General features: G+C 49.4%; 18 protein-coding genes and 1 tRNA gene. 12 read left to right on the top strand and 7 right to left on the bottom strand.

Annotation, left to right across the window (positions count from 1 at the left end):
- Positions 1-55: 55 nt before the first annotated feature.
- From GX659_04890 to GX659_04865, 6 genes are read left to right on the top strand one after another with little or no spacing between them, the layout of a single operon-like run.
- Positions 56-574 (top strand): hypothetical protein, encoded by a 519-nt coding sequence (locus GX659_04890; GenBank protein ID NLD28125.1) that lies wholly within the window; start codon positions 56-58, stop codon positions 572-574.
- Positions 571-873, top strand: a complete 303-nt coding sequence (locus GX659_04885; GenBank protein ID NLD28124.1) for an NADH-quinone oxidoreductase subunit K — start codon at positions 571-573, stop codon at positions 871-873. The genes GX659_04890 and GX659_04885 overlap by 4 nt, the downstream gene beginning before the upstream one ends.
- A gap of 1 nt (position 874) precedes the next feature.
- A complete protein-coding gene (locus GX659_04880; GenBank protein NLD28123.1) occupies positions 875-2,860 on the top strand; it encodes an NADH-quinone oxidoreductase subunit L in 1,986 nt (661 codons plus the stop codon).
- Positions 2,861-4,405: an NADH-quinone oxidoreductase subunit M gene (locus tag GX659_04875; protein ID NLD28122.1), complete on the top strand. Its 1,545-nt coding sequence runs from the start codon at positions 2,861-2,863 to the stop codon at positions 4,403-4,405.
- 4 nt (positions 4,406-4,409) lie between these two features.
- Positions 4,410-5,900 (top strand): NADH-quinone oxidoreductase subunit N, encoded by a 1,491-nt coding sequence (locus tag GX659_04870; GenBank protein NLD28121.1) that lies wholly within the window; start codon positions 4,410-4,412, stop codon positions 5,898-5,900.
- Positions 5,901-5,959: 59 nt separating this feature from the next.
- Complete coding sequence (locus GX659_04865) at positions 5,960-6,697, top strand: hypothetical protein (GenBank protein NLD28120.1); 738 nt, start codon at positions 5,960-5,962, stop codon at positions 6,695-6,697.
- On the opposite strand, the gene metG is transcribed toward GX659_04865, so the two are convergent.
- The 4 genes from metG to GX659_04845 are packed head-to-tail and all read right to left on the bottom strand — an operon-like array spanning position 6,698 to position 11,246.
- The gene (gene metG / locus GX659_04860) at positions 6,698-8,662 is read right to left on the bottom strand and encodes a methionine--tRNA ligase (GenBank protein NLD28119.1); all 1,965 of its coding nucleotides are present in this window, start codon (positions 8,660-8,662) and stop codon (positions 6,698-6,700) included.
- Positions 8,646-9,635 carry a stage 0 sporulation protein gene (locus GX659_04855; GenBank protein NLD28118.1) on the bottom strand — a complete coding sequence of 330 codons (990 nt, stop codon included), beginning with the start codon at positions 9,633-9,635 and terminating at the stop codon, positions 8,646-8,648. The genes metG and GX659_04855 overlap by 17 nt, the downstream gene beginning before the upstream one ends.
- A gap of 13 nt (positions 9,636-9,648) precedes the next feature.
- Positions 9,649-10,608, bottom strand: coding sequence for a DNA polymerase III subunit delta' (holB, locus tag GX659_04850; GenBank protein ID NLD28117.1), 960 nt, complete (start codon positions 10,606-10,608; stop codon positions 9,649-9,651).
- Complete coding sequence (locus tag GX659_04845) at positions 10,605-11,246, bottom strand: dTMP kinase (protein NLD28116.1); 642 nt, start codon at positions 11,244-11,246, stop codon at positions 10,605-10,607. Before GX659_04845 ends, holB begins: the two co-directional genes overlap by 4 nt.
- Positions 11,247-11,391: 145 nt before the next feature.
- Between GX659_04845 and GX659_04840 the strand changes: the two genes are divergently transcribed.
- The 3 genes from GX659_04840 (at position 11,392) to GX659_04830 (ending at position 16,730) form a co-directional block, all read left to right on the top strand.
- Positions 11,392-11,694: a hypothetical protein gene (locus tag GX659_04840; protein ID NLD28115.1), complete on the top strand. Its 303-nt coding sequence runs from the start codon at positions 11,392-11,394 to the stop codon at positions 11,692-11,694.
- Positions 11,695-11,765: 71 nt separating this feature from the next.
- Positions 11,766-14,327 carry a hypothetical protein gene (locus GX659_04835; GenBank protein NLD28114.1) on the top strand — a complete coding sequence of 854 codons (2,562 nt, stop codon included), beginning with the start codon at positions 11,766-11,768 and terminating at the stop codon, positions 14,325-14,327.
- Positions 14,328-14,462: 135 nt separating this feature from the next.
- Positions 14,463-16,730 carry a S8 family serine peptidase gene (locus GX659_04830; protein ID NLD28113.1) on the top strand — a complete coding sequence of 756 codons (2,268 nt, stop codon included), beginning with the start codon at positions 14,463-14,465 and terminating at the stop codon, positions 16,728-16,730.
- Between the two features lie 486 nt (positions 16,731-17,216).
- Here the strand turns inward: GX659_04830 and GX659_04825 are convergent, their stop codons facing one another.
- From GX659_04825 to GX659_04815, 3 genes are read right to left on the bottom strand one after another with little or no spacing between them, the layout of a single operon-like run.
- The gene (locus tag GX659_04825) at positions 17,217-18,758 is read right to left on the bottom strand and encodes a GldG family protein (protein NLD28112.1); all 1,542 of its coding nucleotides are present in this window, start codon (positions 18,756-18,758) and stop codon (positions 17,217-17,219) included.
- A gap of 3 nt (positions 18,759-18,761) precedes the next feature.
- Positions 18,762-19,490, bottom strand: a complete 729-nt coding sequence (locus tag GX659_04820) for an ABC transporter permease subunit (protein ID NLD28111.1) — start codon at positions 19,488-19,490, stop codon at positions 18,762-18,764.
- 1 nt (position 19,491) lies between these two features.
- Positions 19,492-20,424 (bottom strand): ATP-binding cassette domain-containing protein, encoded by a 933-nt coding sequence (locus GX659_04815; GenBank protein ID NLD28110.1) that lies wholly within the window; start codon positions 20,422-20,424, stop codon positions 19,492-19,494.
- 102 nt (positions 20,425-20,526) lie between these two features.
- Between GX659_04815 and GX659_04810 the strand changes: the two genes are divergently transcribed.
- The 3 genes from GX659_04810 to GX659_04800 all read left to right on the top strand — a co-directional run bounded on the left by GX659_04810 (position 20,527) and on the right by GX659_04800 (position 22,163).
- Positions 20,527-21,531: an AAA family ATPase gene (locus tag GX659_04810; GenBank protein NLD28109.1), complete on the top strand. Its 1,005-nt coding sequence runs from the start codon at positions 20,527-20,529 to the stop codon at positions 21,529-21,531.
- 6 nt (positions 21,532-21,537) lie between these two features.
- Positions 21,538-21,897: an NADPH-dependent 7-cyano-7-deazaguanine reductase QueF gene (gene queF, locus GX659_04805; protein ID NLD28108.1), complete on the top strand. Its 360-nt coding sequence runs from the start codon at positions 21,538-21,540 to the stop codon at positions 21,895-21,897.
- A 192-nt stretch (positions 21,898-22,089) separates the two neighbouring features.
- Positions 22,090-22,163 (top strand) — tRNA-Arg (locus GX659_04800).
- Positions 22,164-22,362 lie beyond the last annotated feature (199 nt).

Here is a 22,362-nt window from a genome sequence, read left to right as displayed (position 1 = left end):
CGTTCCGCGAATCCTTTCGCAATGACGGCGGTTGTCGTGTATATGTGGGGGCTGGATGATCGAACAGGTTACATTTTATTTTTTGGCAGGAATTGCAGTGATTCTCTCCCTCATCCTGATCACTCGCACCAGGGCTTTGACCGCCGCGATATTTTTTTCGGTTCTTTCCGTCCTCTACGGCATACTTATGGTGGTGCTTGCTTGTTACATCGAGGCTTCGCTGTTCATTCTGCTGATAGCTATAGGGGTCGCGTTTATGTTCGTATATGCCTCTGTTAAGCTCAACATCTACGAGGAGCAGAGGCGCATCATGAAATTTTTTTCAATAACCGCATCAGTTGCTATAATGTGCATGTCCATCGTTGTCATTGTTGCGATAGCAAAACCCCCTTACATAGAGCTTCCTGAAGCGGGCGATTACTTTACCTCGGCATCCTCCCTTACAGAGTCGCTTTTGGGAGAAAGATTTTTTGAAATAGAAGCAGCAACTCTTATGATTTTTGTATCAGGATTGTGCGCCCGCTATCTGTCTTCGGGGTCAAGAAGGCATAAAGAGGACGGAGGCGCGCTATGATAAGTCTCCAGCATTATCTTATACTCAGCCTGGTTTTGTTTTCGATTGGTGCGATAGGGGCGGTGGCAAGGAGAAATATCCTTATCGTTATGGTCTCTATAGCTACCATGTTTTGCGCATCGATTCTTGCAATCATATCTTTTGCAAGGTGGAACCTACTTCCTTCCGGGAGGGGAATAGTCATCGTTCTGATGGCTTTGGGAGCAGCCATGATTTTAGCAGGATTTTCCATTGTCGCAGCAATCAATGCAAGGACCGGAAGCATTTATTCGGACAGATTTAATCTTTTAAAGGGCTAGCATGCTGGATCTGATTTACAGGAGCATATCACTCCAGGAGCTGATTTGGCTCATAGCGGTCGCTCCGCTTTTTTCCGCATTTGTGAATGCGATAATCTCAGCTGTTACCGCCGGGAGTGAAGTTGCAAAATATAGGGAGTGGTCGGCGCTTTTTGGAGTGATAGCCTCGGCCATCTCCTTTGCAGGGGCGGTTGTTCTCTTTTTCACCATCACCGCTTTCGAAGCGGGCGATCCAGCTGTGATAACGGGACCGCTCTACAGATGGATAGTGTCGGACGAAGTAGTGATCGATCTTTCGCTGAAAATAGACCAGCTTTCTATGGTCATGTCCCTTTTGATATCCGGGCTTGGTTTGCTCACTTCCATATATTCGATAGGGTACATGTGGAAAAATTCGGGTTTTGCCAGGTACTTCGCTCTTCTTGGGATCTTTCTTTTTGCCATGATGCTCCTCGTCCTTGCTGACAACCTGGCCTTCATGTTCATCGGTTGGAGTGCTGCCGGAATCGTCTCGTCGTTTCTTGTAGGGCTGGATTTTTTTGACAGGTCTAAGAGGGTGGTGGCCGTTAAGACCTTCGCATGGAACTCCTTTTCAGATGTCTTGCTTCTGGCTGGAATTTTTCTCGTATATGGCGTTATGAGCGCCGGCGATGTGGATCCTAAAATAGGGATTTTCAGCTTCGAGAGTATGGAACGCCATGCGTTTTACTTTCTTCCGGTTGCTACGACAGTTTCTATTTTGATGTTTGCGGCCTGCGCAATAAAGTCGGCTCAGCTTCCATTCCATACCTGGCTTCTGGATTCTATGAAGGGGCCGACTCCGATATCCGGGCTGGCACATTCGGCGGTGATGGTATGCGCTGGAGCTTACCTGATGGTGAGGCTCAACTTCATCCTGGTGATGTCTGGATCAGCCATGTCTGTGATATACATCTTTGGAATAGTTGCCGCCCTATGCGCAGCGGTCTTTGCTGTAGGACAGCGCGATATTAAAAAACTTCTGGCTTATTCCACTATATCGCAGATCGGGCTGATATTCACATCGATAGGTGTAGGCGCTTTTTCAGCTGCGGTATTTCATCTTGTTGCGCATTCCATATTCAAGCTGTTGCTCTTTTTCTCTGCTGGCAGCGCGATATATGCCCTCGGCGGAGAAAGGGATCTCATGAAGATGGGCGGACTCAAGCGCATTATGCCGCTTACCGCCTGGACCTTTGTGATAGGCGCGGTTGCACTCGCAGGAATTTTTCCAGCCAGCGGTTTTTTCAGCAGGGATGCCATACTATGGCAGCTCTACGAAAGAGACCACCTCGGGATATGGTTTGCAGGCTTTGCCGTTGTCGGAATCACTTCGTTCTACATATTTCGCGCGGTTGGGGCGATCTTCTTCGGCGAACCCAATTTTGAATTCGATCAGTACAAGAAAATCTCGGAATCTCCTGTTTCGATGATAATACCAATGATGATTCTCGCCACCCTGACGATATTCGGTGGTTTTATTGGAGCTTCAAAATCTTTTGGAGGAGGGGACTATTTCGGTAGATGGATAGGTGCGTTGATCGCAGATGAAGTCAGCCGTGCGCCTGCCGCAGCTTCTCGATCTATGGAGCTCATCCTTACAGTTGCTACGATGATATGGTCCGCACATTTTTCAATACTCAGCTGGGTCATATATGCTCAGAAGAGGGATTGGCCAGGCAGGATAACCTCCAGGCTTGGGCCTATCCATGCCCTCGTCGCAAACGGTTTCTATTTCGATGCGCTTTATGAGAGAATTTTCGCCAGAGGGACCATATGGGTTTCGAAAAAAGTTATAGATGAATACCTCGATAGAAAAATCGTCGATGGAGTGCTAGTGGGTGGAATTTCAAAGTTGGTGTGGATGATTGGCATCGTCGCATCGATTATGGGGAACGGGCTCGTTCAGAGATATCTGCTCTATTTTTTGATTGGTGCCGCCGTAGCGGCAGGATACTTGGCGCTATAAATGGATATTTTAAACGATCACATACTGAGTCTAACTGTGCTCGCTCCTATTTTAGGGGCGGCGCTTATAGCGCTTTTGCCGATAAGATCGCGTGCGCTGGCCAGATGGTTGGCCTCAGTTTTTTCTGGGGTATCCTTTCTTTTGGCCTCTGTCATTTTTACTCTGATAGATAAAAGTGGCGAATTTGATTTTCAGGAGCTGATGAGCTGGATTCCGGGCCTCGGTATCAGTTACCACGTTGGGGCAGATGGCGCATCGGCTGCTCTTCTTCTTACCTCTTCAGTGGTTTTAGCTGCGACCCTGTTTGCATCTTTCAGGGAGGAGATAGCGGAGTATAAATTTTTCTATTCGATGATACTGTTGAGCGCTGCCGGAGCGATGGGATTTTTCATATCGATGAATCTCTATCTGATGATCCTTTTCTACGCCTTGGCCATTTTTCCTGTTTTTATGCTGATTGGGATGGGCAGTAGAAAAAAGGGTGCACGAGCTGCAGTTAAGTTTGTATTATTCATGTCCTCCAGCGTTTCACTTCTTTTTGTAGGCACTGCTGCTGTTTCAGCGATCGGGGGATCTTCCGAAATTCTCGACATATATTCTCACAGATTCAGCGCACATGAACAGCTGTTCTTTTTTATGATTTTTGCGGCCGGATTTGGGATAGCTGTTCCCCTGATCCTTCTTCACTCGTGGCTTTCAGATTCCGTTGAAGAAGGCCCGATCGCGGCTGGAATTTTAATTTGCGCCATAGTGGTCAAGATGGGCGCGTACGGATTTTTCAGGCTGGTGCTGCCGGCTTTTCCAGCAGCGACGCTTCATTATAACACGCCGATCCTCGTGATAGCTGCGTCAGGGGTCGTGGGTGGGTTTTTTATTGCCATCGCCCAGAAAGAAATAAAGAGGCTGATCGCATTTTCTACCGTCGCATATATGGGGGTAGCGCTCATAGGTCTTTTCGCGGCGAATCGGATGTCGGTGACCGGATCTATATTGCACATGGTCAATCATGGGTTCGCTGTTTCTGCGATATTCGCACTCTTATCCGTTTTTTGTGCCAGGGGATCCGACACGGATTTGCATTGCCTCTGCCGCATGTCATGCAGGATGCCTGTCTTGTCGGTCCTTTTGGTTTTTTCGTTCGTAGCTTACGCGGGTGTACCATTTTTGAATATGTTCCCAGGTGAGTTCCTGATATTTCTCGGTGCTTTCCAGAACTCAACCTGTTTTGCCATAATAGGGATGCTTGGGTTGGCTGTGGCCGCAGCCCTTATGATATGGACCGCGGCAAGATCGGTATGCGTCAAGGTTTCCAATGAAGAGTTGGGTACGATATCGCCGGTGAGAGCTGGAGAGATGGTGGCCCTGATCGTAATGTCATCCGCAATAGTGCTTTCAGGCCTCTTCCCCGATTTTATAATTTCAAGGGTCGCTGGTTCCGCAGGTGCATTCGTGAAGCTTGCGAACAGGGTGGAGATGATAATTCCGGCCTCCGAGCTTGGCTATACAACTGAGTCGGGTGCGTCGGACGCATTACGGAGAGAGTGAAATTATGCAGGGACAATTGTGCAATATAGACTGGCTGCTGATGGCGAAAATCTTTTCGCCGTTGCTGGTTTTGATTTTAGCTGCTGTCATACTCCTGATCAAGGACGCGATACCATCGGATTCAGATGAGGAAGCAGGTGATTCATTTGCGCTGGTGATATTATCTGCGGCGCTTCTTGCAGCATTTTCCCTTTCATGGATGATGTGGCCGACCGCAGATGATCTTGCCTTCGGCCCGTTTTCCGTAGGTAAATCCTGTCTTGCGATATGGATGATAATCTTCATAGTGACCGGAATTTCTGCCCTTACCGCACTGCCGTCAAAGGTGGCGATAAGGAGAGAGGCCGACTCCTACTTTGCATTTATTCTGATCGCGGCAGCGTCATATTGTTTGGCGGTATCCTCAAACGACATACTCATGATTTTTGTTTCCATGGAAATAGCCGGAGTTTCTTCCTATGCCACGGTTGCCGCGCGAAGTGATAACTCATACTCCCTCGAAGGGGCCCTCAAATATTTCATTTCAGCCGCCTTTGCAGCTGCATTTTTTATGATGGGGATGGCATTCATATTTGGCAGCGTCGCGAGCCTTGCGCTGGGCGAGATAGAGGCCAACTCGAAATTTATAACAGACCCTTCTACGAAGTCTTTTTTCATGTTCGGCGCAGCGATGGCGGTTTCATATTTTGGATTCAAGATCGCGGCTTTTCCGTTTCACGCATGGATGCCCGATGCGGTGGAGGGCGCTCCAGTGCCGGGTGCGTCTTTCATCACTACCGTTGGAAAGATGGTGCCAGTGATCATCCTTGCTAAACTGGCGATCGCGATATCTCCATCCTACGATCCGGTATGGCACCATCTTCTTTTTGGGATTTCAGCTGCAACGATGATATTCGGTGCGGTGGTGGCGCTTCGCCAGGAAAATCTCAAGAGGATGCTTGCGTACGCATCGATTTCGCAGGGAGGGTATATGTTGGCTGTTATTCCCTCCATGGTCTTTGACCCCGCCGCTGCGATGAAAGGGATGGTTTTCTACGCCGCTGCATTTGGAATCGCAACAGCTGGAGCCTTTGCAGCGGTCGCCGCTCTTTTACCGGGTTCCGATGTGACGGCCGATATCGGGAGGCTTTCAGGGAGCTCCCAAAGAAGCCCATTTCTTTCCGCATCATTCGCCATTTTGCTTTTTTCTCTGGCGGGCATTCCGATGACCGTTGGATTTGCAGGGCGATATTATCTTTTCAGAACGATATTGACCGGAGGGGATATTTTGCTCGGATTCGTCGCGGCAGTCGTATCGGTGATTTCGATAGCATTTTATGTAAAACCAGTGATGGCGATCTATTTCACAAAGCAGGAAGGCGATATCCGGTCCGACGGAGAAGCGATATATACAGGTGCGGCTGTGATATCGGCCTTGGCGATAGCCCTGGCCGCCTCGCTTTTGCTGGGCATCCTCCCTGGGAACCTGCTAGAGTTTATCAACGCCTCTTTTTAGGTCAAAAGAGGTCCTCTGCCTCTGGACAGCGCGCCCTTATTTGATATAACATCCTCCTCATGGCGGGCAAAAACGACACTTTCGACATTCCCACTGGCCTCGATGATTTTTTCACCGAGGCTACGGACAAGGGGGAGGTCGTGGGAGCGTGGGGTTTTAACCCGGATGTCGATTTTACATCGATGGGGCATGAGGAGACGAACGTCTGGTTTTTCGAGCAGGTTTTTAATTTCCTCAGGGCTTTTTTCGGTGTCGTGATGCCGGACAACATGGAGATCACGACATACAACGCATCCAGGCAGATCAGGCGTGACAATCTCAATCAGATGACCTTCCTCGATGAACTCATGCTCATCATGAAGGGGCTAACCGAGCCAATCTGGTGCATCAAGCTGAACCTGAATATAGTGGGTTTTTTGCGCACGGAGCGGGATCCCGACAAACAGATAAGGCTGCAAATACAGGAGCCCGCTACATTCGTAGTATGGGGAGGGCCTGATGAAACAGGATTTCAGATCTTCTCCATGGGGTATCGGCTTTTTTCAGAACAGAAGATAAAGGGCGAACATTCGCTTCTATGGTCGGTCAACCAACCTCTGCTAGAGAGGGCCCTTCAAAAATGGGAGCGACAGAGCCGCCATATAATAGATGTCATCGAGAGTAATTCGAAGGACCTCTCCCTGAGCAGGCGCGGGTTTGCAAGGCCAGCTCCATCATTTGCTCGTCCAAAACCTAAGCCGAAGGAGACCGGCCCCATTCAGGATTCCATCCCCGATCTGGACGACCTGCTGCTGTAATTATTTTATCCGGGATCCTATAGCCACATCCCTGAGTGGCGTAAGTATGGAAACGGTATTTTCATCCGATGCCGCCAGGAGCATGCCGTTGGATTCTATTCCGCGCAGCTTGGCAGGTTTGAGGTTGGTTACTACGACTATCTTTTTCCCTATAAGTTCTTCAGGCGAATAGTGCTTCGCTATTCCGGCGACTATCTGGCGCTTCTCGCTGCCGATATCTATGATGAGTTTCAAAAGTTTGTCCGCCCCCTCGACCTTTTCGGCCCCAATTACGGCGGCTACTTTCAATTCTACCTTGGCAAAATCCTGGATATCCAGGAGCTGAACTATATTTCCCGATGCCATTTCCATCTTCTTCTCCTTCTTGGGCGACTCTGTCTTTTTTGCTTCCGGTTTATCCTTTTTTTCCTCTTCTTCTATTCTGGGGAATAGGCCGTTTGCTTTTTTAGCAGTTATTTTTTTGTCGATATTTCCCCAGGGCGATTTCAGGGATGCGGCGCCCTGTTCGGCCAGATCACCGAAGATTTCGAATCCCATGTCAGACCATATTTTTTCAGCCGTCGAAGGCATGAAGGGGAAAAGCGCTGTGGCAACTACGCGTATTGCGGAGGCGAGCTCCCACAGTATCGTGTTTATGCGATCTTTTTTATTTTTCTTCGCGAGCTCCCAAGGTTTGTTTTCATTGACGTGCCTGTCTGCCGAAGCGACGAGCTCCCAGATATTTGCAAGGGCATGATGGAACTCAACTTCTCCGTTCAGGTGATTTAGGTTTGAGGAAAATTTTTCAAATAATCCGTTTGCCGCCGAAGCTATTTCAGATGATGGATCAATCTTCGAAGGAGGGTCGATTATGCAATCCTGATAACGCGCGGCCATCCCGATGGTTCTTGCAACAAGATTCCCTATTCCGTTTGCAAGGTCGCCGTTATATCTTTCGATAAAATGTTCCCAGGTGAAGTCGCTATCGCGGCCGAAACCGCCTTCGCGCATAAGATAATATCGAAGAGGATCTGCTCCGAATTTTTCTATGATATCCATCGGCTTTACGATGTTGCCAAGGCTCTTGCTCATCTTTTCGCCCTTCAGATAGACGAATCCGTGCCCGAATATCGTTCTTGGCAGTTCGATGCCGGCGCTCATCAGCATAGCTGGCCATATCACGCAGTGAAATCTGGTTATGTCCTTGCCGATGACGTGGACATCTGCCGGCCACCATTTTTTAAAATTTTCCTCGTTTGAGCCGTAGCCCACCGCTGTGATGTAATTTATGAGAGCGTCAAACCAGACGTAAACGATGTGCCGGTCGTCGTTTGGCAGCTTTACGCCCCAGTCGAAGGAGGATCTCGAAACGGATACGTCCTGAAGTCCATCGCGTATGAGGCTTACGATTTCATTTTTTCTGATGTCAGGCAGTATGAACTCCGGATTTTTTTCGATGTGTTTAAGCAGCCTGTCGCCGTATTTGGACAGTGCGAAAAAGTAGTTTTCCTCCGAGAGCCATTTCGGCTTCATTTTGTGGTTGGGGCAGAGCCCTTCGATCAGGTCTTTATCTGTGAGATATGCCTCGCAGGATTCGCAATACCAGCCTTCGTATCGTGCGCTGTAGATGTCGCCACTTTCCATTATCTTGGAGAAGAGTTTTTGCACTCCGGCTTCATGCAACGGGTCGGATGTTTGTATAAATCCGTCGTAAGATATGGAAAGGTTTTGCCAGATATTTTCGAACTGGACTCGCATCTCATCACAGTACTGTTTTGGATGGAGTCCCTTTTCACGCGCTGCCTTCCATACGTTGATGGAATGCTCGTCATTTCCCATCTGAAAATGGACCTCTTTGCCCATCATCCTGTTCCATCTGGCTAGAACGTCGGCTCCGATTTTTTCGTAGGCTGTGCCTATGTGAGGTACGCTGTTTACGTAGTCTATGGCTGTGGTGATGTAAAAGCGGTCATCCCTTTTTGACATGTTTTCTGTCCCTGTTGTTTCTGTTAATGCGTTTGTCGTTTGAGGATCTGCGATCGCGTGACCTCTCTTCCTGATGTTCGGCGGTACGCATCGCCGTAATCGCCTTTTCCTTTTCATCCTTTGAGAGGATTTTTAAATCTTTGCAAAGGCAACGGATTATGCCGCCTCCATAGAGCTGGACGGAACAGTCGCGCTTGAGTATATTGAGATCGACTATCTTGCCGGCCCCTTTTGGACCCTCAACCGCAGCTCCGAGTTTTGGAAGCCCCTGCCTCAGCTCTGCATAAGCCTCCTGTTCGTATGCGAGGCAGCACTTGAGTTTGCCGCACATTCCGGTGAGTTTCGCCGGGTTTGGCGTCAGCCCCTGATTTTTTGCCATGGATATGGATATCGATTGAAATTGTCGCATATGTGAGGAACAGCAGGTTACGAGTCCGCAGGGGCCTATGCATCCAAGCAGTTTGGATTCGTCGCGTGAACCCACCTGTCTCATCTCTATCCTCATGTGCAGCGAGCTTGCCAGGTCTTTTACCAGGCTTCTAAAATCAACCCTTTCCTCTGCGAAGAAAAAGAAAATAACCTTTTTGCCGCCTTCGACTATTTCTGCGTCGATCATCTTCATCTGCAGGCTGTGTTCCGCTATTTTCTTTTTGCAGATATCGAAATACTCCATCGCCTTTTCTCTGCGAAGAGCTGCCTCTTCTATTTCTTTCTGCGTAGCGCGATGCAAAACGCGCTTTAGATTTTTCGGCGCATGCGATGCTTCGAACTCCCTTGGTGGATTTATGATCCATCCAACCGACATTCCATCATCGGCCTCGACCAGAACCTGGTCCCCAGTCTTGAGGGATGGGTCGGTGGTCAGGAAGCTGTAGATCTTTCCCGCGGTTTTAAATTGAACCCCCACTACGAGCTCAGCTGGCTTTGGCTGCTGAGGGGATTGGCCTTCAATATTTATGCTTTCAATGTTCATAAGCCCTTTTATTTCACGAGGTTAAAGTAAATAGAAGATTTTCAAACATCAACTGTTTATTTGAGTTGAATTCCAGACTCGCCCTCGCCGCGAATATCTCATCTAGGTTTTTGTCGATGCGCTCGACGGATCTGAATGAGGCGCCTTTAACAGCCTCTTCGTTGACGAGATCGGTCTTTTTGCCGGTTATGAGATACATCATCATGTCCCTGTGCAGGACCGATAGAAAATCAAGGATGAACCTTGTTTTGTCCGTGTCTTCTTTTCCCCAGGTCTCTGAAAGTTCCAGTATGTCGGCGGTGGATGATTTGTTGGAGACGGCAGTGAAACGTTCCAGAACTCCTGATACGAATGCAGGATCAAATGAGATAGCGTTGCCTATGCTTCCCCCGGCCAGGCGTGCTATGTGGGAGGCTTTCTTTTCCTCCAGAGCACAATTTTTAATTAGGTACTTCGCGACATCTTCATCTTTGAGCGGAGAGAAGGCGATTTGACGGCATCTGGATCTGATAGTCGGAAGGAGGCGGTGCGGCATCGCCGATATCAGTATGAAATGCGTGAACTCCGGCGGTTCCTCCAGCGTTTTCAGAAGGGCATTTGCCGCCTCTTCGTTCATCTTGTGCGCGTCGTCTATGAGGACCATCTTTTGATTGGCCTCGAGGGGATGATAAATCAGCTTCGATTGCAGTTCGCGGATCTGGGGAATTTTTATCTGTGTCCCGTCGGGTTGGATGAAAAACAGATCCGGGTGAGAGGAGCCTTCGAATTTTACGCATCCAGCGCATGTTTCGCAATAGCCGATCGTACTGCCCTTCGTCTTAACGCAGGTGAACGATTTCAATATCTCAAGCGCGACGCTTTTTTTGCCGATTCCTTCCGGACCCGTGAAGAGAAAGGCATGCGGCATCATCTTGGCTTCCAGTGTCTTTCGGATATTTTCGATCTGCGATTTGTGTCCTACTATAGAGTTCATCCTGTATTTCCGATCTTTCTTTTGACCTCGGACAATATCTGCGAGTGGATGACGGACGGCGCTTCGGTCGCGTCAAATACTTTTACCCTGCCCGGTTCGGATGCCGATATCTTCAGATATCCTTCGCGGACGCGTTGGTGAAATTCCACTTTCTCGCGTTCGAAACGGTCGCTGCTCCCAGAGATCGATTCTTCGGAGTTCCTCTTTATGGCGCGTGAAAGTCCGACCTCAGCATCGCAGTCGAGGAGTATGGTCAAATCAGGCATCAGCCCGTCGGTGGCGATTCTGTGAATCGATTCTATTATCTCAGGGGCGATCTCTCTGGCAGCTCCCTGATAAGCCTTCGTTGCATCGGCGTAGCGGTCGCAGAGGACTATCTTGTCCGATGCTAGCGCGGGTGAGATCACTTCGCATATATGCTGGTTTCTTCCTGCGGCGTAGAGGAGCAGCTCTGTTTTTGGGGATATTTTCGAGCTTGCAGGATCTAGCAATATCGCCCTTATTTTTTCGGATATCGGTGTTCCGCCGGGCTCTCGCGTCAGAACGGTAGAAAACCCCATGCTACGCAGTTCTTCATTGAGCAGCCTTATCTGCGTGGTTTTGCCGCATCCCTCTATCCCTTCAAAAGTTATGAAGATCCCAGCCATCGCGCCCCCTCCTTGGGGTTCATGGATGCATAGCCGATAGAACTCTCCGCCGCAAGCCGTTATTTTGCAGCGTTCAGTGGCTTTGGGATTCAAAATATCGCTTGAGAATGTCGGATGAAAATGACAATTGAAAGTCATGAAGGCTGATATCGACGATAACGACATAAGGGAACTGTTCGGGAGGATTTCCAGCAGATTCGAGAGCGCCGATGACGGCACAAAGGAGATGCTTGCCATGCTCGTCAATACGACTCTCAAATACAGGGAGACCTTGGAGCATGCCTCCGGAATACCCCTGACGGTGGGTGAGACGAGGAGCGCTCTGGATGCGTTCATGTCGGTTATGCAGACGCGGCGAATTCCCGACGGATTAAACAAAAGGATTCGCGACCTGTTGCTTCTCTGGCTTGAAGAGTTGAAGCTGAGGGTCCACAATTGAAATCCCGCATACCTCTCATATTGCCAACCATCCGCCTGTATGCTAACGTCTTGAATTCATTGGGGGGATAGGTGAAAAAAATCCTCGTTGCAACGCTTGTCGCGGTCGCGCTTTTGCTCATAGCCGCAATAGCGGGCCCTTTTTTCATATCCACGGACAAATATAGAACGCTGATAGAACGCAGCATCGGCGGGTCCGGCTCTCGAGTCGCTATGAGTAGCTTCCGGCTGCGATTTGTTCCACACCCTGGGTATACGATCAAGAATCTGGCGATTATTTCTACAGAGCCGCCGTTTGTAGGACAGACAGCGATATCCGTAGGAAAAATAGAAGGGGATCTATCGCTGATGAGCTTGCTGCGGGGAGAGATCGTCACTGCGATGAAGTTCTACGACGTAAGCGTAAACTATCGGGTATCTAGCGGAGTTTCAAACCTCGGGCGCATTTTCGGCTTTTCATCGGGGCGCGATGCTCCCAGCGGGTTTGAGCGCCCAGAGGTCGATGCCATCGGGGAATCATTTTCAGATGCGGATATAGACGCCAATGTAGAGTTTAAATCTTTGCCGGCGGCCCCTGCGATAGGTGACGGGGAACCCCTGCCTGTTCCCGCAAAGGATTCGGCCGAAGAGGTGTCATCGCCTGATGAGGCGGCTGAAGGCGGCCCCCAAGGTTTTTTGCTAGGCGGAATTATTTCTGAAGCGCATGCTGAAGAGCAAGCCGAAGATCGAGCTTTCGATGCGGGCAACTTTCTGTCGGATGAAAAGCTGATAATAACATCTCTGGATGTGACCAGCGGATCGGTCAGCATCATGGAAGAGGGGGATGCTTCGCCCGTGCTTGTAACCGACATCGATTTTTCCGCCAGAAACATTGACCGGATGCCCTCTTCAGAGGAACCATCTAAAAAAATAATAAGGGCCGCTGTCCGTGCCAGTGCGGCTGCATTTGGATCTGATGTCCAAAATGTAAGTATCACCGGAAATCTCGTTTTGGACGAGGGTGGCAAAGTCCTCGCCCTCAACGATTCCACCATATACCTCTCCGGAGTTCAGGCTTCAATGGATGGTACCGTGAATTTTTCGGCTGCATCTCCGATCTTCGATTTTCATGTCGCGACGATGACCTTCACACCGGCGATGCTATCATCGATTTACCGCGATGCTATCAATGAGGTAGTAAGCAGGCTCGACTGGCAAGGGCCGGTGGCTGTCGACATTTTTGCAAAGGGTTCGCCGGTAGTTTATGAGCTCAAGGTTCAAATAGACTCCGCTCAGAGTTCGATGTCCTACGGAGGAATTTTTTCAAAAACCGCGGGGCTGCCGATGAAGTTGCATGGGTCGGCGCTCGTTCAATCGGATGCGATATCTATCAGGGATTTGGAAATATTCCTTGGGGAGGCCAAACTGAACGCATCCGGATTTATCAGACGTGACGATTCGCTTTCATATGAAATTAAACTGGATGGCAATGGGCTGAGTGATTTTCAGGTGAAAAACTATTTTCCACCTATCGCAACTGTCGATTCTTTCAAGAATTTGTCCGCCACGGTGAAGGCTCGGGGCTCGATAAAAAATTCGAATGGAGACAACTCGGAGACGAAAATAGATTTTACATCAGAATCTCTTGGTTTTGCCGGTATCTTTATCGACGCCGCGGAGGGAAGCGTCATATCTCAGGGTGGAGTTCTTGAATTCCCCGTCATTCGCGGAAAATTTGCCGGCGGCTCCTTCTCCGGGAATGGAAAGCTGGAAAGGGGCGAAAAGCATCTCTTTACCTTCAGTGGGATTGCCAGCGAAGTTGATCCCTCCAAAATCCAGTCGCTTGGCGGACTGATCTCCGGAAACAGCTCAGTTGTCATCGAGGCTTCTTCCGAAGGTTCCGACCAGCTCACCATTGCCGGCAATATGAAACTATCTGGATCCTTGATCCTCGATTCCGGCTCTTGGCAGTCCCACAACTTCGGGCAGCTTATCTTCAATCAGGATGCGTGGAGGGGGATTGAGGCCGTTTCAGATTTTCCTCTTTCGGCTGAAGTCAAAAGCAAGCTGGAAAACATAGACGGCGCGATATCAGATTTTAAAGCCACATTTTCACTGAGCGGCAATCTTCTTTCAGCGTCGGAAGTTGGATGGAAAAATCCGCTCTATGAGGCTGAGAGCTTTTCCGCATCGATAAAATATCCTGAGGCGGGGGATCCCGCTTCTGATAAGCGATTCGGCGAAGGGATGATCGACGGAAAGGGCGTCATCGTCATCCCGAAAGGGATTTCGCTACAGCTCGTGACCGATAAGGGTGCAAGAGGCAAGCTTCTTGACGAGCAGGATAGAATGCTGCTTCCAGTGAAACTCTCTGGCACACTCGCTTCGGCCCTAGTTCAGCTGGACCATGTTGAGTTTGCAAAACAGGCCGAAGAGCGGGCAGCCAAAAGCGCCCCCTCGCCGGCTACCGATCCGGCAAAAGCTACGACCGCTCCCCAGGAGAAAAAGAGTCCAAAGGCAGTCGTTTCAGGTAAAAAATCACCCCTTCAGGCTGCTCCAAAGTCTGCATTTCCCAATAAGGAGCCCCTTCCGGATGGCCAGAGCAGCGAAAAGAAGGAGACCGGTGATCTCTTGAGGGTCATAATAGGTCGCTGAAAAGGAGACTTCGCTTTCGGAGCCCCTCATCGGTTCTCCCAAAGTTAGTTTCATCGGTGCCTCTGAATGTAGTTGATTTGGGTATTTTTTCCTGTTCATCTCACACTTGGAAAAACTAATTTCGCGGGGGTTTTGGTGCGTAAGATATCCTTCCTGTTTTTTATTATCTTTTTTGCGAACTATGGCAGCGCTTATCCCGGCGGCATGGATCTGATGATGAGGTCGATAGTTCGGAAGGGGGAAGCTGCGACATGGTCGAAGACGCTTCCCGAGCGTGGCGGAATACGACTGGTTCCCTGTCTCGTAAAATCCAAAAACGCGAAAGATACAATTGAGTTTGTAGAAAAAAGTGGCGGTTCAGCGACAGCGATAACAGGATCGATCCTTTCGGCATCGATACCCATCGATATGGTCAAGCCCTTGGCCGATAGAGAGGAAGTTTTATTCGTAGAGTTTTCATCCCCGCTTTCTTCAAAGATGGATACTGCGCGTGCAGCCGGTAACGTGGCAGATGTGCAAAACGGAAAAGGGCTCGGTGTGAAGTATAAGGGGAAGAATGTGGTTATCGGAGTTGTAGATGACGGTCTCGATTACGGCCATCCTGATTTTTGGGATTCTTCACGCGTTACGAGGATTCAATACCTGAAACAGAAGATTGACGACCGAACTATCGAGTGTACCAAGGGCTCAATAACGGGAAAATCATGTGAAATAGAGGATGGCGGACAGGGATTCACTCATGGAACCCACGTTACGGGAATAGCGGCGAGTTCCGATTCTGAATATACCGGGATAGCGCCGCAGGCGGATATCATGTTTGCATTTCTCGACGCCTCTGATGCCTATACCAGCGGTGAATTGCCAACATCTTTTGGTGCTAGCGTCGTCGATAGCGTCGCTGCGATTTTTGAAAAGGCAGACCTCCTTGACAAGGCCGCTGTTGTAAACTTGAGCCTTGGGACTTCCCTTGGAGCCCACGACGGGACATCGCTGATGGAAGAGGGGCTGACTGAACAAACAGGGGTTGGCAGAATAATCGTAGGCGCTGCCGGCAACGAACAGGTCATACCGGAATCTTTTTGGCCGACGCGAAGGCCCTACATAGGCGGAATACATTCTTCGATAGCAGTAGGTTCTAAAGAAGCAAAAGGTTCCAGGCTTGCTATATGGAACGGGTCAAGTAGTACTTCATCCTTCGTCGGTGGCACCATGGTTGATATATGGCTCGATGGAAATGCCGGCAATTGCGAGCTGTCCGTGTATGGATATACCGAAGGACGAGCAGTTGAAGACTTCACCTTCGCGGGACTCACCTCGACGAGCCAGGCCGTCCTCCATGCAAAGAATATTTCATTCGGTGAGGAGAGTTCCGATACGATTACAGCGGAGGACGGTTCGGTGAAGGCCGACATCGAAATTGATCCGTCGGATATAAGAAACGATAAGCCACACGCTACTGTGCTCCTTTATCCTGCCAAGAGCGAGCTTGGAGCGCTTCTCGAGAGCATGTGGTTTGATATAGTTATTAAATCTTCCTCCGGAGAATGCAGCGGAAATATGTGGCTTTATTACGATCACACCTCCTTTCATGATTTCTTGAAGGGGATCGAAGGTGTGGCGCCGGACATGGCTGGGAGTGGAAAGGGGGCGGCATACGATCTTTTCGACGGTGACAGCCTTATGACAACGACGATCCCTGCGACAGCAAAGGGAGTTATCGCAGTTGGCAGCTGGCTGGCGGAGAAACCTATCGGTTCAGGGGTCAGCGAATGGACTGGCATGAATGGTAAAACCTACAGCCAGGCGGATATAGATTCTCCTGGAGGTCTTGGTTCCATCGTCGATGACCTCTCTTCATTCTCAAGCCTCGGGCCTACCGCCGACGCCAGAACGAAGCCGGATATAGTCGCGCCGGGTGAACCTATAGTCTCTTCGAAGGCAAGGGAGAGCGGAGTTTCCAGCGCCCTCAAGACGAATGAACTTCATTTTAAAAATGCAGGAACATCGATGGCCTCGCCTTATATAGCCGGGGTTGTGGCGCTTCTTCTGGAAAGAAACAATACCCTTGGGGTGAAGGAAGTCAGGAATGCGCTGGCCGAGGGGGCCTCCGAGGCCGGGATGACGAAGAAAACAACCGACAAACGAGACAGCTTCGGAGCTGGAAAGATTAATGCTGTTGAGGTTCTTGATTCCGTAGAGGAGGATACGTCAGCATATAAAGGAACGGGGGATCTGGAAAGCGCGTCAGGATGTTCTCTCACTGATTCGGCGAATTTGCATCGCTCAGCGGTATTTGATCTTCTTCTTTTAATTCTGGCATCAACCAGTCTTGCGCTCTTGGCGAGAATATTCCGAGCAGCGGCCTTCTTACGAGGTAGACCTTCTCTTCATCGGCGCGCCTAATGTAGGTGCTTCCGAAATCCGGTCCGCCGCTTCCTATTATTACGTCGAATATTTTTTTTCCTTCCGATGATAGAGCCGTGACTCTAAGACCGGCCGCTCCGACCATGTAGGTATTATGGTTATCGGGATTCGATGAGACCTCTATTCCTTCTTCTAGACCGCCGAACATTCCAAGGTAAGAAATTATTTTTTCTGAATCGGCTTTCGATGATGATACTTCCGGTTCCGATCTGTGTTCAGCTGACATCAGGGCCTTTTTTGCATCGGTTAGAATTTCCGAAGCGATCCATCCGCCGTCGCTCTTTTTCAAAGATACGCCATCTAGGAGCTGTGTTATTCTCAGTTCTGCGACATTCTTCGAATCATAATCTTTGATGAAATATCCCATTCCATCGCTGTCTGCTACGCGCGATGAGAAAGGGTTCTCGACTGACAGAGCTATAATGACGGCTATTAGGGCTAGCCCCAGATAGACTAACGATCTCTTCATTTCGAATATTTCCTCTTTAAGTTGGAAAACTTTCTTTTTCTAAAGATCCACACGACGACCCCAATCGCGATCATGATAGCAGGGCCTATCGCCAAGTTTAGAAATTTGAAGACGGCCGAGGCCCCCTCAGGCATCATCGCTATTGGCCTCGAGGTGTCGAAACGAGACCTTATTCCTATGAGCGCTTCTCCCATCACGAAGGCGTCGACGGCGTTTTCAAAGATAGCGGCATTTTGCGGAAAATTTTCGAGGAATGCGTCATCTATCCATCGGGAGGTCCCAACGGCCAATATCGCTGAGACAGACGGACTTTCGGCCGATGACCCCTTACTCATTTTTTTTATGAAGCTCCCGAATGGCCCTTTGGCCAAGGCTATCAGCGGCATGCTTTCTTTTTTCCCGTCCAACAGGGCCTCTCCTGCGGTTTTCGGGTCCGTTTTTATTTCATCGGCCGGAACGGCAGTCGATAGCTGGCTGGAGTATGCAAGGACCTGATCTTCATTTTCCTCCCCGGCACCGGAAATAGAAAGGGGGCTCGTCCATGGAAGGACTACGGATTGCAGGTCTGACACTATGGGGCTTTCCGGATCGAACTGGCCCGCGCGAACTTCAACCCAGTAAGGATAAGGGAGGTGGTAGGTTACGGGTCCGCCTGTAAATGCGGCCATCGCGTTGGAGTGATCCACAACCATAGAATTATCAACGTCAATTCCGTAATGCGAAAGCATATCCACCGCAGAGGACTTAAAAGGCTCTAGTCCCATGTCGGTTCCGATGATGAAGCGGTCTATCATGGCGATGATCTTGCCGCCATCCATCAGGTATCCGTCGATGGCCGCGATCTCATTTTTCGAGAAATCCGGAGGGGACGCCAGAACGAGGACTCCGAAATCCTTCGCGTCTAACTCTCCGATATTTTTATCGGTTATATCCAAAACTTCGTAGCGCCTTCCAAGGCTCGCTTTTACCAGCTGGAAAGAAGATTTTGAATCCGCGGTTTTTTCGAACCATGCGACCTTGGGCATATTTTCGGAAGAGACTTTGAGTATCGCCTCCGTGAGATCGTACTCCATGTTTTGCACGTTTCTAACAACCGGTATCACCTGCTGCCTGCCTTTGTACATTACGGCCATGCCAAGATAGATCTTTGCAACTTCCTGTTTGTCCTTCTCGATGACGTTTAGCTGAACCGGAGGGATGCCGAGCAGCGCGGCCTTCTGTTCCTCGGTGGCCGATGTGTTAGGGTCTATGAATTCTATTTTTATTTTTCCGTGCGCCGCGGTTTTGAATTCAGATAGTATGTCCTCTATCCCTCTGCGTAGCGGCTCAAGGGAAGGAGGGATCGAGGATGTGAAATACATCCTGACAGTCACCGTGTCGTCGAGTTTGTTCAATATCTCGTTGGTGGATTTGGAAAGGGTGTATAGCTTGTCGCTGGTCAGGTCCCATCTGGCCGGGTTTCGAGCCGCCAGGTAGTTCACCGCCAATAGGGATATTAGGAGGGCCGCTGTCGAAATTGTTGCCTGAAGTCTTCTCATCTTTTACGTTCGCGCCTTTCTGTCCAATATTTTCAAATTTATAAAAAGGAAGAATGCTATTACGCTGCAGTAGTAGACGATGTCGGAGATGTCTATCACGCCCCTTGCGATAGAATCGTAGTGAGGTATGAAGCTCAGGTAGCTGATCGCAGACATGACCAGTCCTCCCCTTCCTCCGAGGATAAGTGGCGTTCCGAGAACGAGTATTAAAAAGTTTGCGGCTACCGTTAGTATGAACGCAACTATCTGATTTTTTGTCGATGCCGATATGGCTAGCCCTACGGAAAGATAAGCCGCGCCAAGCATCGTCATGCCGAAGTATCCGGCGACTATTTGTCCCCAGTCGGGGTCTCCTACTATGGATACGGTGGCCGCAATCGGAAATGTGAGCAAAATCGCCGTTATTACGAGAGCAAGGGACGCCAGAAATTTTGCGATGACTATCGTGCGGTCTACTATCGGAAGCGTGAAGAGTATTTCCAGGGTTCCCTGTTTTTTTTCCTCGGACCATTTTCCCATCGATACGGCAGGTATAAAAAAAAGGAATATCCAAGGGGCGATTCCGAAAAACTGCCTCATGTCGGCCTGGCCTACGAGGAAGAACGATCTGAAAAAAATCCAGTTCACCGCAACCAGGAACGTGGTGATATATATATAGGCAATTGGCGATGAAAAATACGACAAGTATTCTTTTTTGGTGATTCCAAACGTATTTGATATTGTATTTTTCATATCAGCCCTGAGTGAGCTCCCTGAAAACTTCCTCAAGAGAGAGCGTGTTGTGCGTCAGTTCGGAAAGTGTGAAGCCTTGTTTTACCGCCCACGAGAATATCTCTTCAGAGCGCTCCGAGCCATCGTCTGTGGCAAGCGCAAACCTCTGCCTTGCCTCCGACGAATCGTTTATCCAAGAAGAGAGATGAAAACCGATAAGATTTTGAAGGGCGTTTTCGATATCTTCACGCTTCGCCCTTATTGATACCGTATACTCGATCTTCGATTTTCCACGCTTGAGGATTTCGGATATAGTTCCCTGCGCTGCCAGTTCTCCGGAATTTATTATCAGGACTCTGCCGCAGGTCGCCTCTGCCTCCTGCATGATGTGAGTGGATAGCATGACGGTGCGTTCGCGTCCGATATTTTTTATGAGCTCGCGGATTTCAAAGATCTGATTTGGATCGAGTCCGGAAGTAGGTTCGTCTAAAATGAGGATCTGAGGCTTATGGATCATAGCCGCTGCCAGGCCTACCCTCTGCCTGTATCCCTTTGAAAGTTCGCCGATCATCCTCCCTGCGACATTGGCAAGTCCGCATGTTTCGATGACTTCATCGATTCTGGAGGAAAGAAATTGCTGCTCTATAGAGCGCAGCTTTCCGATATACTTTATGAATTCAACCGTTTCCATCTCATGATAGAGTGGGGCGTTTTCAGGCAGATACCCTATTTTTTTTCTAGCCTCTATGTGATCTTCGTCCACCGGTATCCCTTCTATCTTTATCTCACCTGAATCGGCGGAGAGGTAGCCCGTAATCAGCCTCATCGTGGTCGTTTTGCCGGCGCCGTTGGGACCGAGAAGGCCAACCACCTCCCCTTTGGCGATTTCGAATGAGATATCGTTTACGGCATGAATCTTCCCAAAGCTCTTATTTATATGGCTGACTTTGATCATATGGGGCGGGATTTTAGGGCCAATCCCGGCATTGTCAAGCGGTTAGGGCCTGTTTGAAATACGTTGCGCCAAAAATGACATATGTGCTAGAGGCTTTGACCCATGATAATAGGCATAACAGGAAAGAACTGTTCGGGTAAGGGTGAGGTCGCCAAGTTTCTCGTTAACGGAGGCTTTGAATACTTTTCTCTTTCAGATGTTTTGAGGGATGAGCTTGAATCCAGAAAAGAGCCTCCGAGCCGCGAAAACCTTATCGCAATCGGCAACGAACTTAGAAAAAGCTACGGCGCAGGAGTTCTCGCCGAGAGGATTCTTGAAAAAGTTCGTGTGGATGCGCATGCCGTGGTGGACTCGGTAAGGAACCCCTTCGAAGTCGAGGCCCTGCGCCGGCGCCGCGATTTTCATCTGATCTCTGTCGAGGCTGATCCTGAGGTACGCTTCGAAAGAACTCTGGAAAGAAAGCGTGAAGGCGACCCTGCCACTTACGAGGAATTTCTGGATGTCGAGAGGCGCGAGGCCAATACCTCCGACCCGACAACTCAGCAGATGGACCGAACCGCAGAGATGGCCGATGCGGTTATATTCAACAACAGCACTATAGAGGATCTGCATGAACAGGTCCGTCAGGTGATAAAGGCGATTGCCGCCGACCAGCACCGGCCCGACTGGGATGAGTACTTCATGAATATTGCCAGCGTTGTGGCGCTGCGCGGCAACTGCATAAAGCGCAAAGTCGCTGCTGTTATAGTCAGGGACAGAAGGATCATATCCACCGGATATAACGGAACTCCCCGCGGAATAATCAACTGCAATGAGGGGGGGTGTCCGAGGTGCCACAGCTTTGGAGAATCAGGTCATGACCTTGGGGATTGTCTCTGTTCCCATGCGGAGGAAAATGCGATCGTCCAAGCCGCTTATCACGGCGTATCCATCAAGGGAGGAACTATTTACACGACATATTCCCCCTGTCTGATGTGCACTAAGATGATAATAAATTCCGGCCTCAGCGAGGTTGTCTACAGCAAGGATTATTCGATCAATTCAGTTCCAATGAAATTACTTAAAGAGGCTGGAATCGGAACGCGGCAGGTCGGCCTGCCCAAGTGAGGAGAGATGACGACAAAACCTTCCAGCGAGCTGGCAACATTTCCGAATCCAAATCCTGAGCGCAACTACGAAATTTTCATGGACTGTCCTGAGTTCACCTGTCTGTGTCCTGTCACCAGCCAGCCGGATTTTGCCAGGATAAAAATAAGATATATTCCAGACGACCTGTGCGTAGAGCTGAAATCTCTGAAGCTGTATCTCTGGAGCTACAGGAACGAGGGGGCTTTTCACGAGGCAGTAACGAATAAAATTGCGAACGACATCGTGAAAACGATTTCTCCCAGATGGCTTGAGATAACAGGTGAATTCAACGTCCGCGGCGGTATTACGACGTCGGTGGTCGTTACCCATGGTAAAAAAGTTTGATTGAGATTTTGCGCCCGTAGCTCATCCCGATTCCACGTAGTTTTTGCTTTGCAAAAACTACAGGTGGAATCGAGGACGCTCGGCACCGCAGACGATTTTTTGATGTCTAAAAAATCGTGAGGATGTCGGCGACGGATTAGCGCTCAAAAGATGTAGGACGGACGTCATTTTTATTGTAATAATTGGAATTACGCGCCCGTAGCTCAGCGGATTAGAGCATCTGGCTTCGGACCAGAGGGCCGCAGGTTCGAATCCTGCCGGGCGCGCACAAATTTTACGCCAGAAGAATTTATTCATGCAAATTTAAAAAATTAAGGAACCTCTGAAAAGCTAGCAGCAACAATAACTTTGACCATGGACGATTGACCATCGACCAAAACATCAAGAAGCTAGAATCTAGAAGTGAGAAGCGAGATTTCTACAGGCGAGGTTTTTCTAGCTTCTAGCCTCTCGCTTCTAGCTTCT

It is taken from the genome of Myxococcales bacterium, from assembly GCA_012513515.1.
Lineage (GTDB): Bacteria > UBA10199 > UBA10199 > 2-02-FULL-44-16 > JAAZCA01 > JAAZCA01.
The sequence above is the reverse complement of the archived record's forward strand: the minus strand, read 5'-3'. Positions and strand labels throughout refer to the sequence as shown.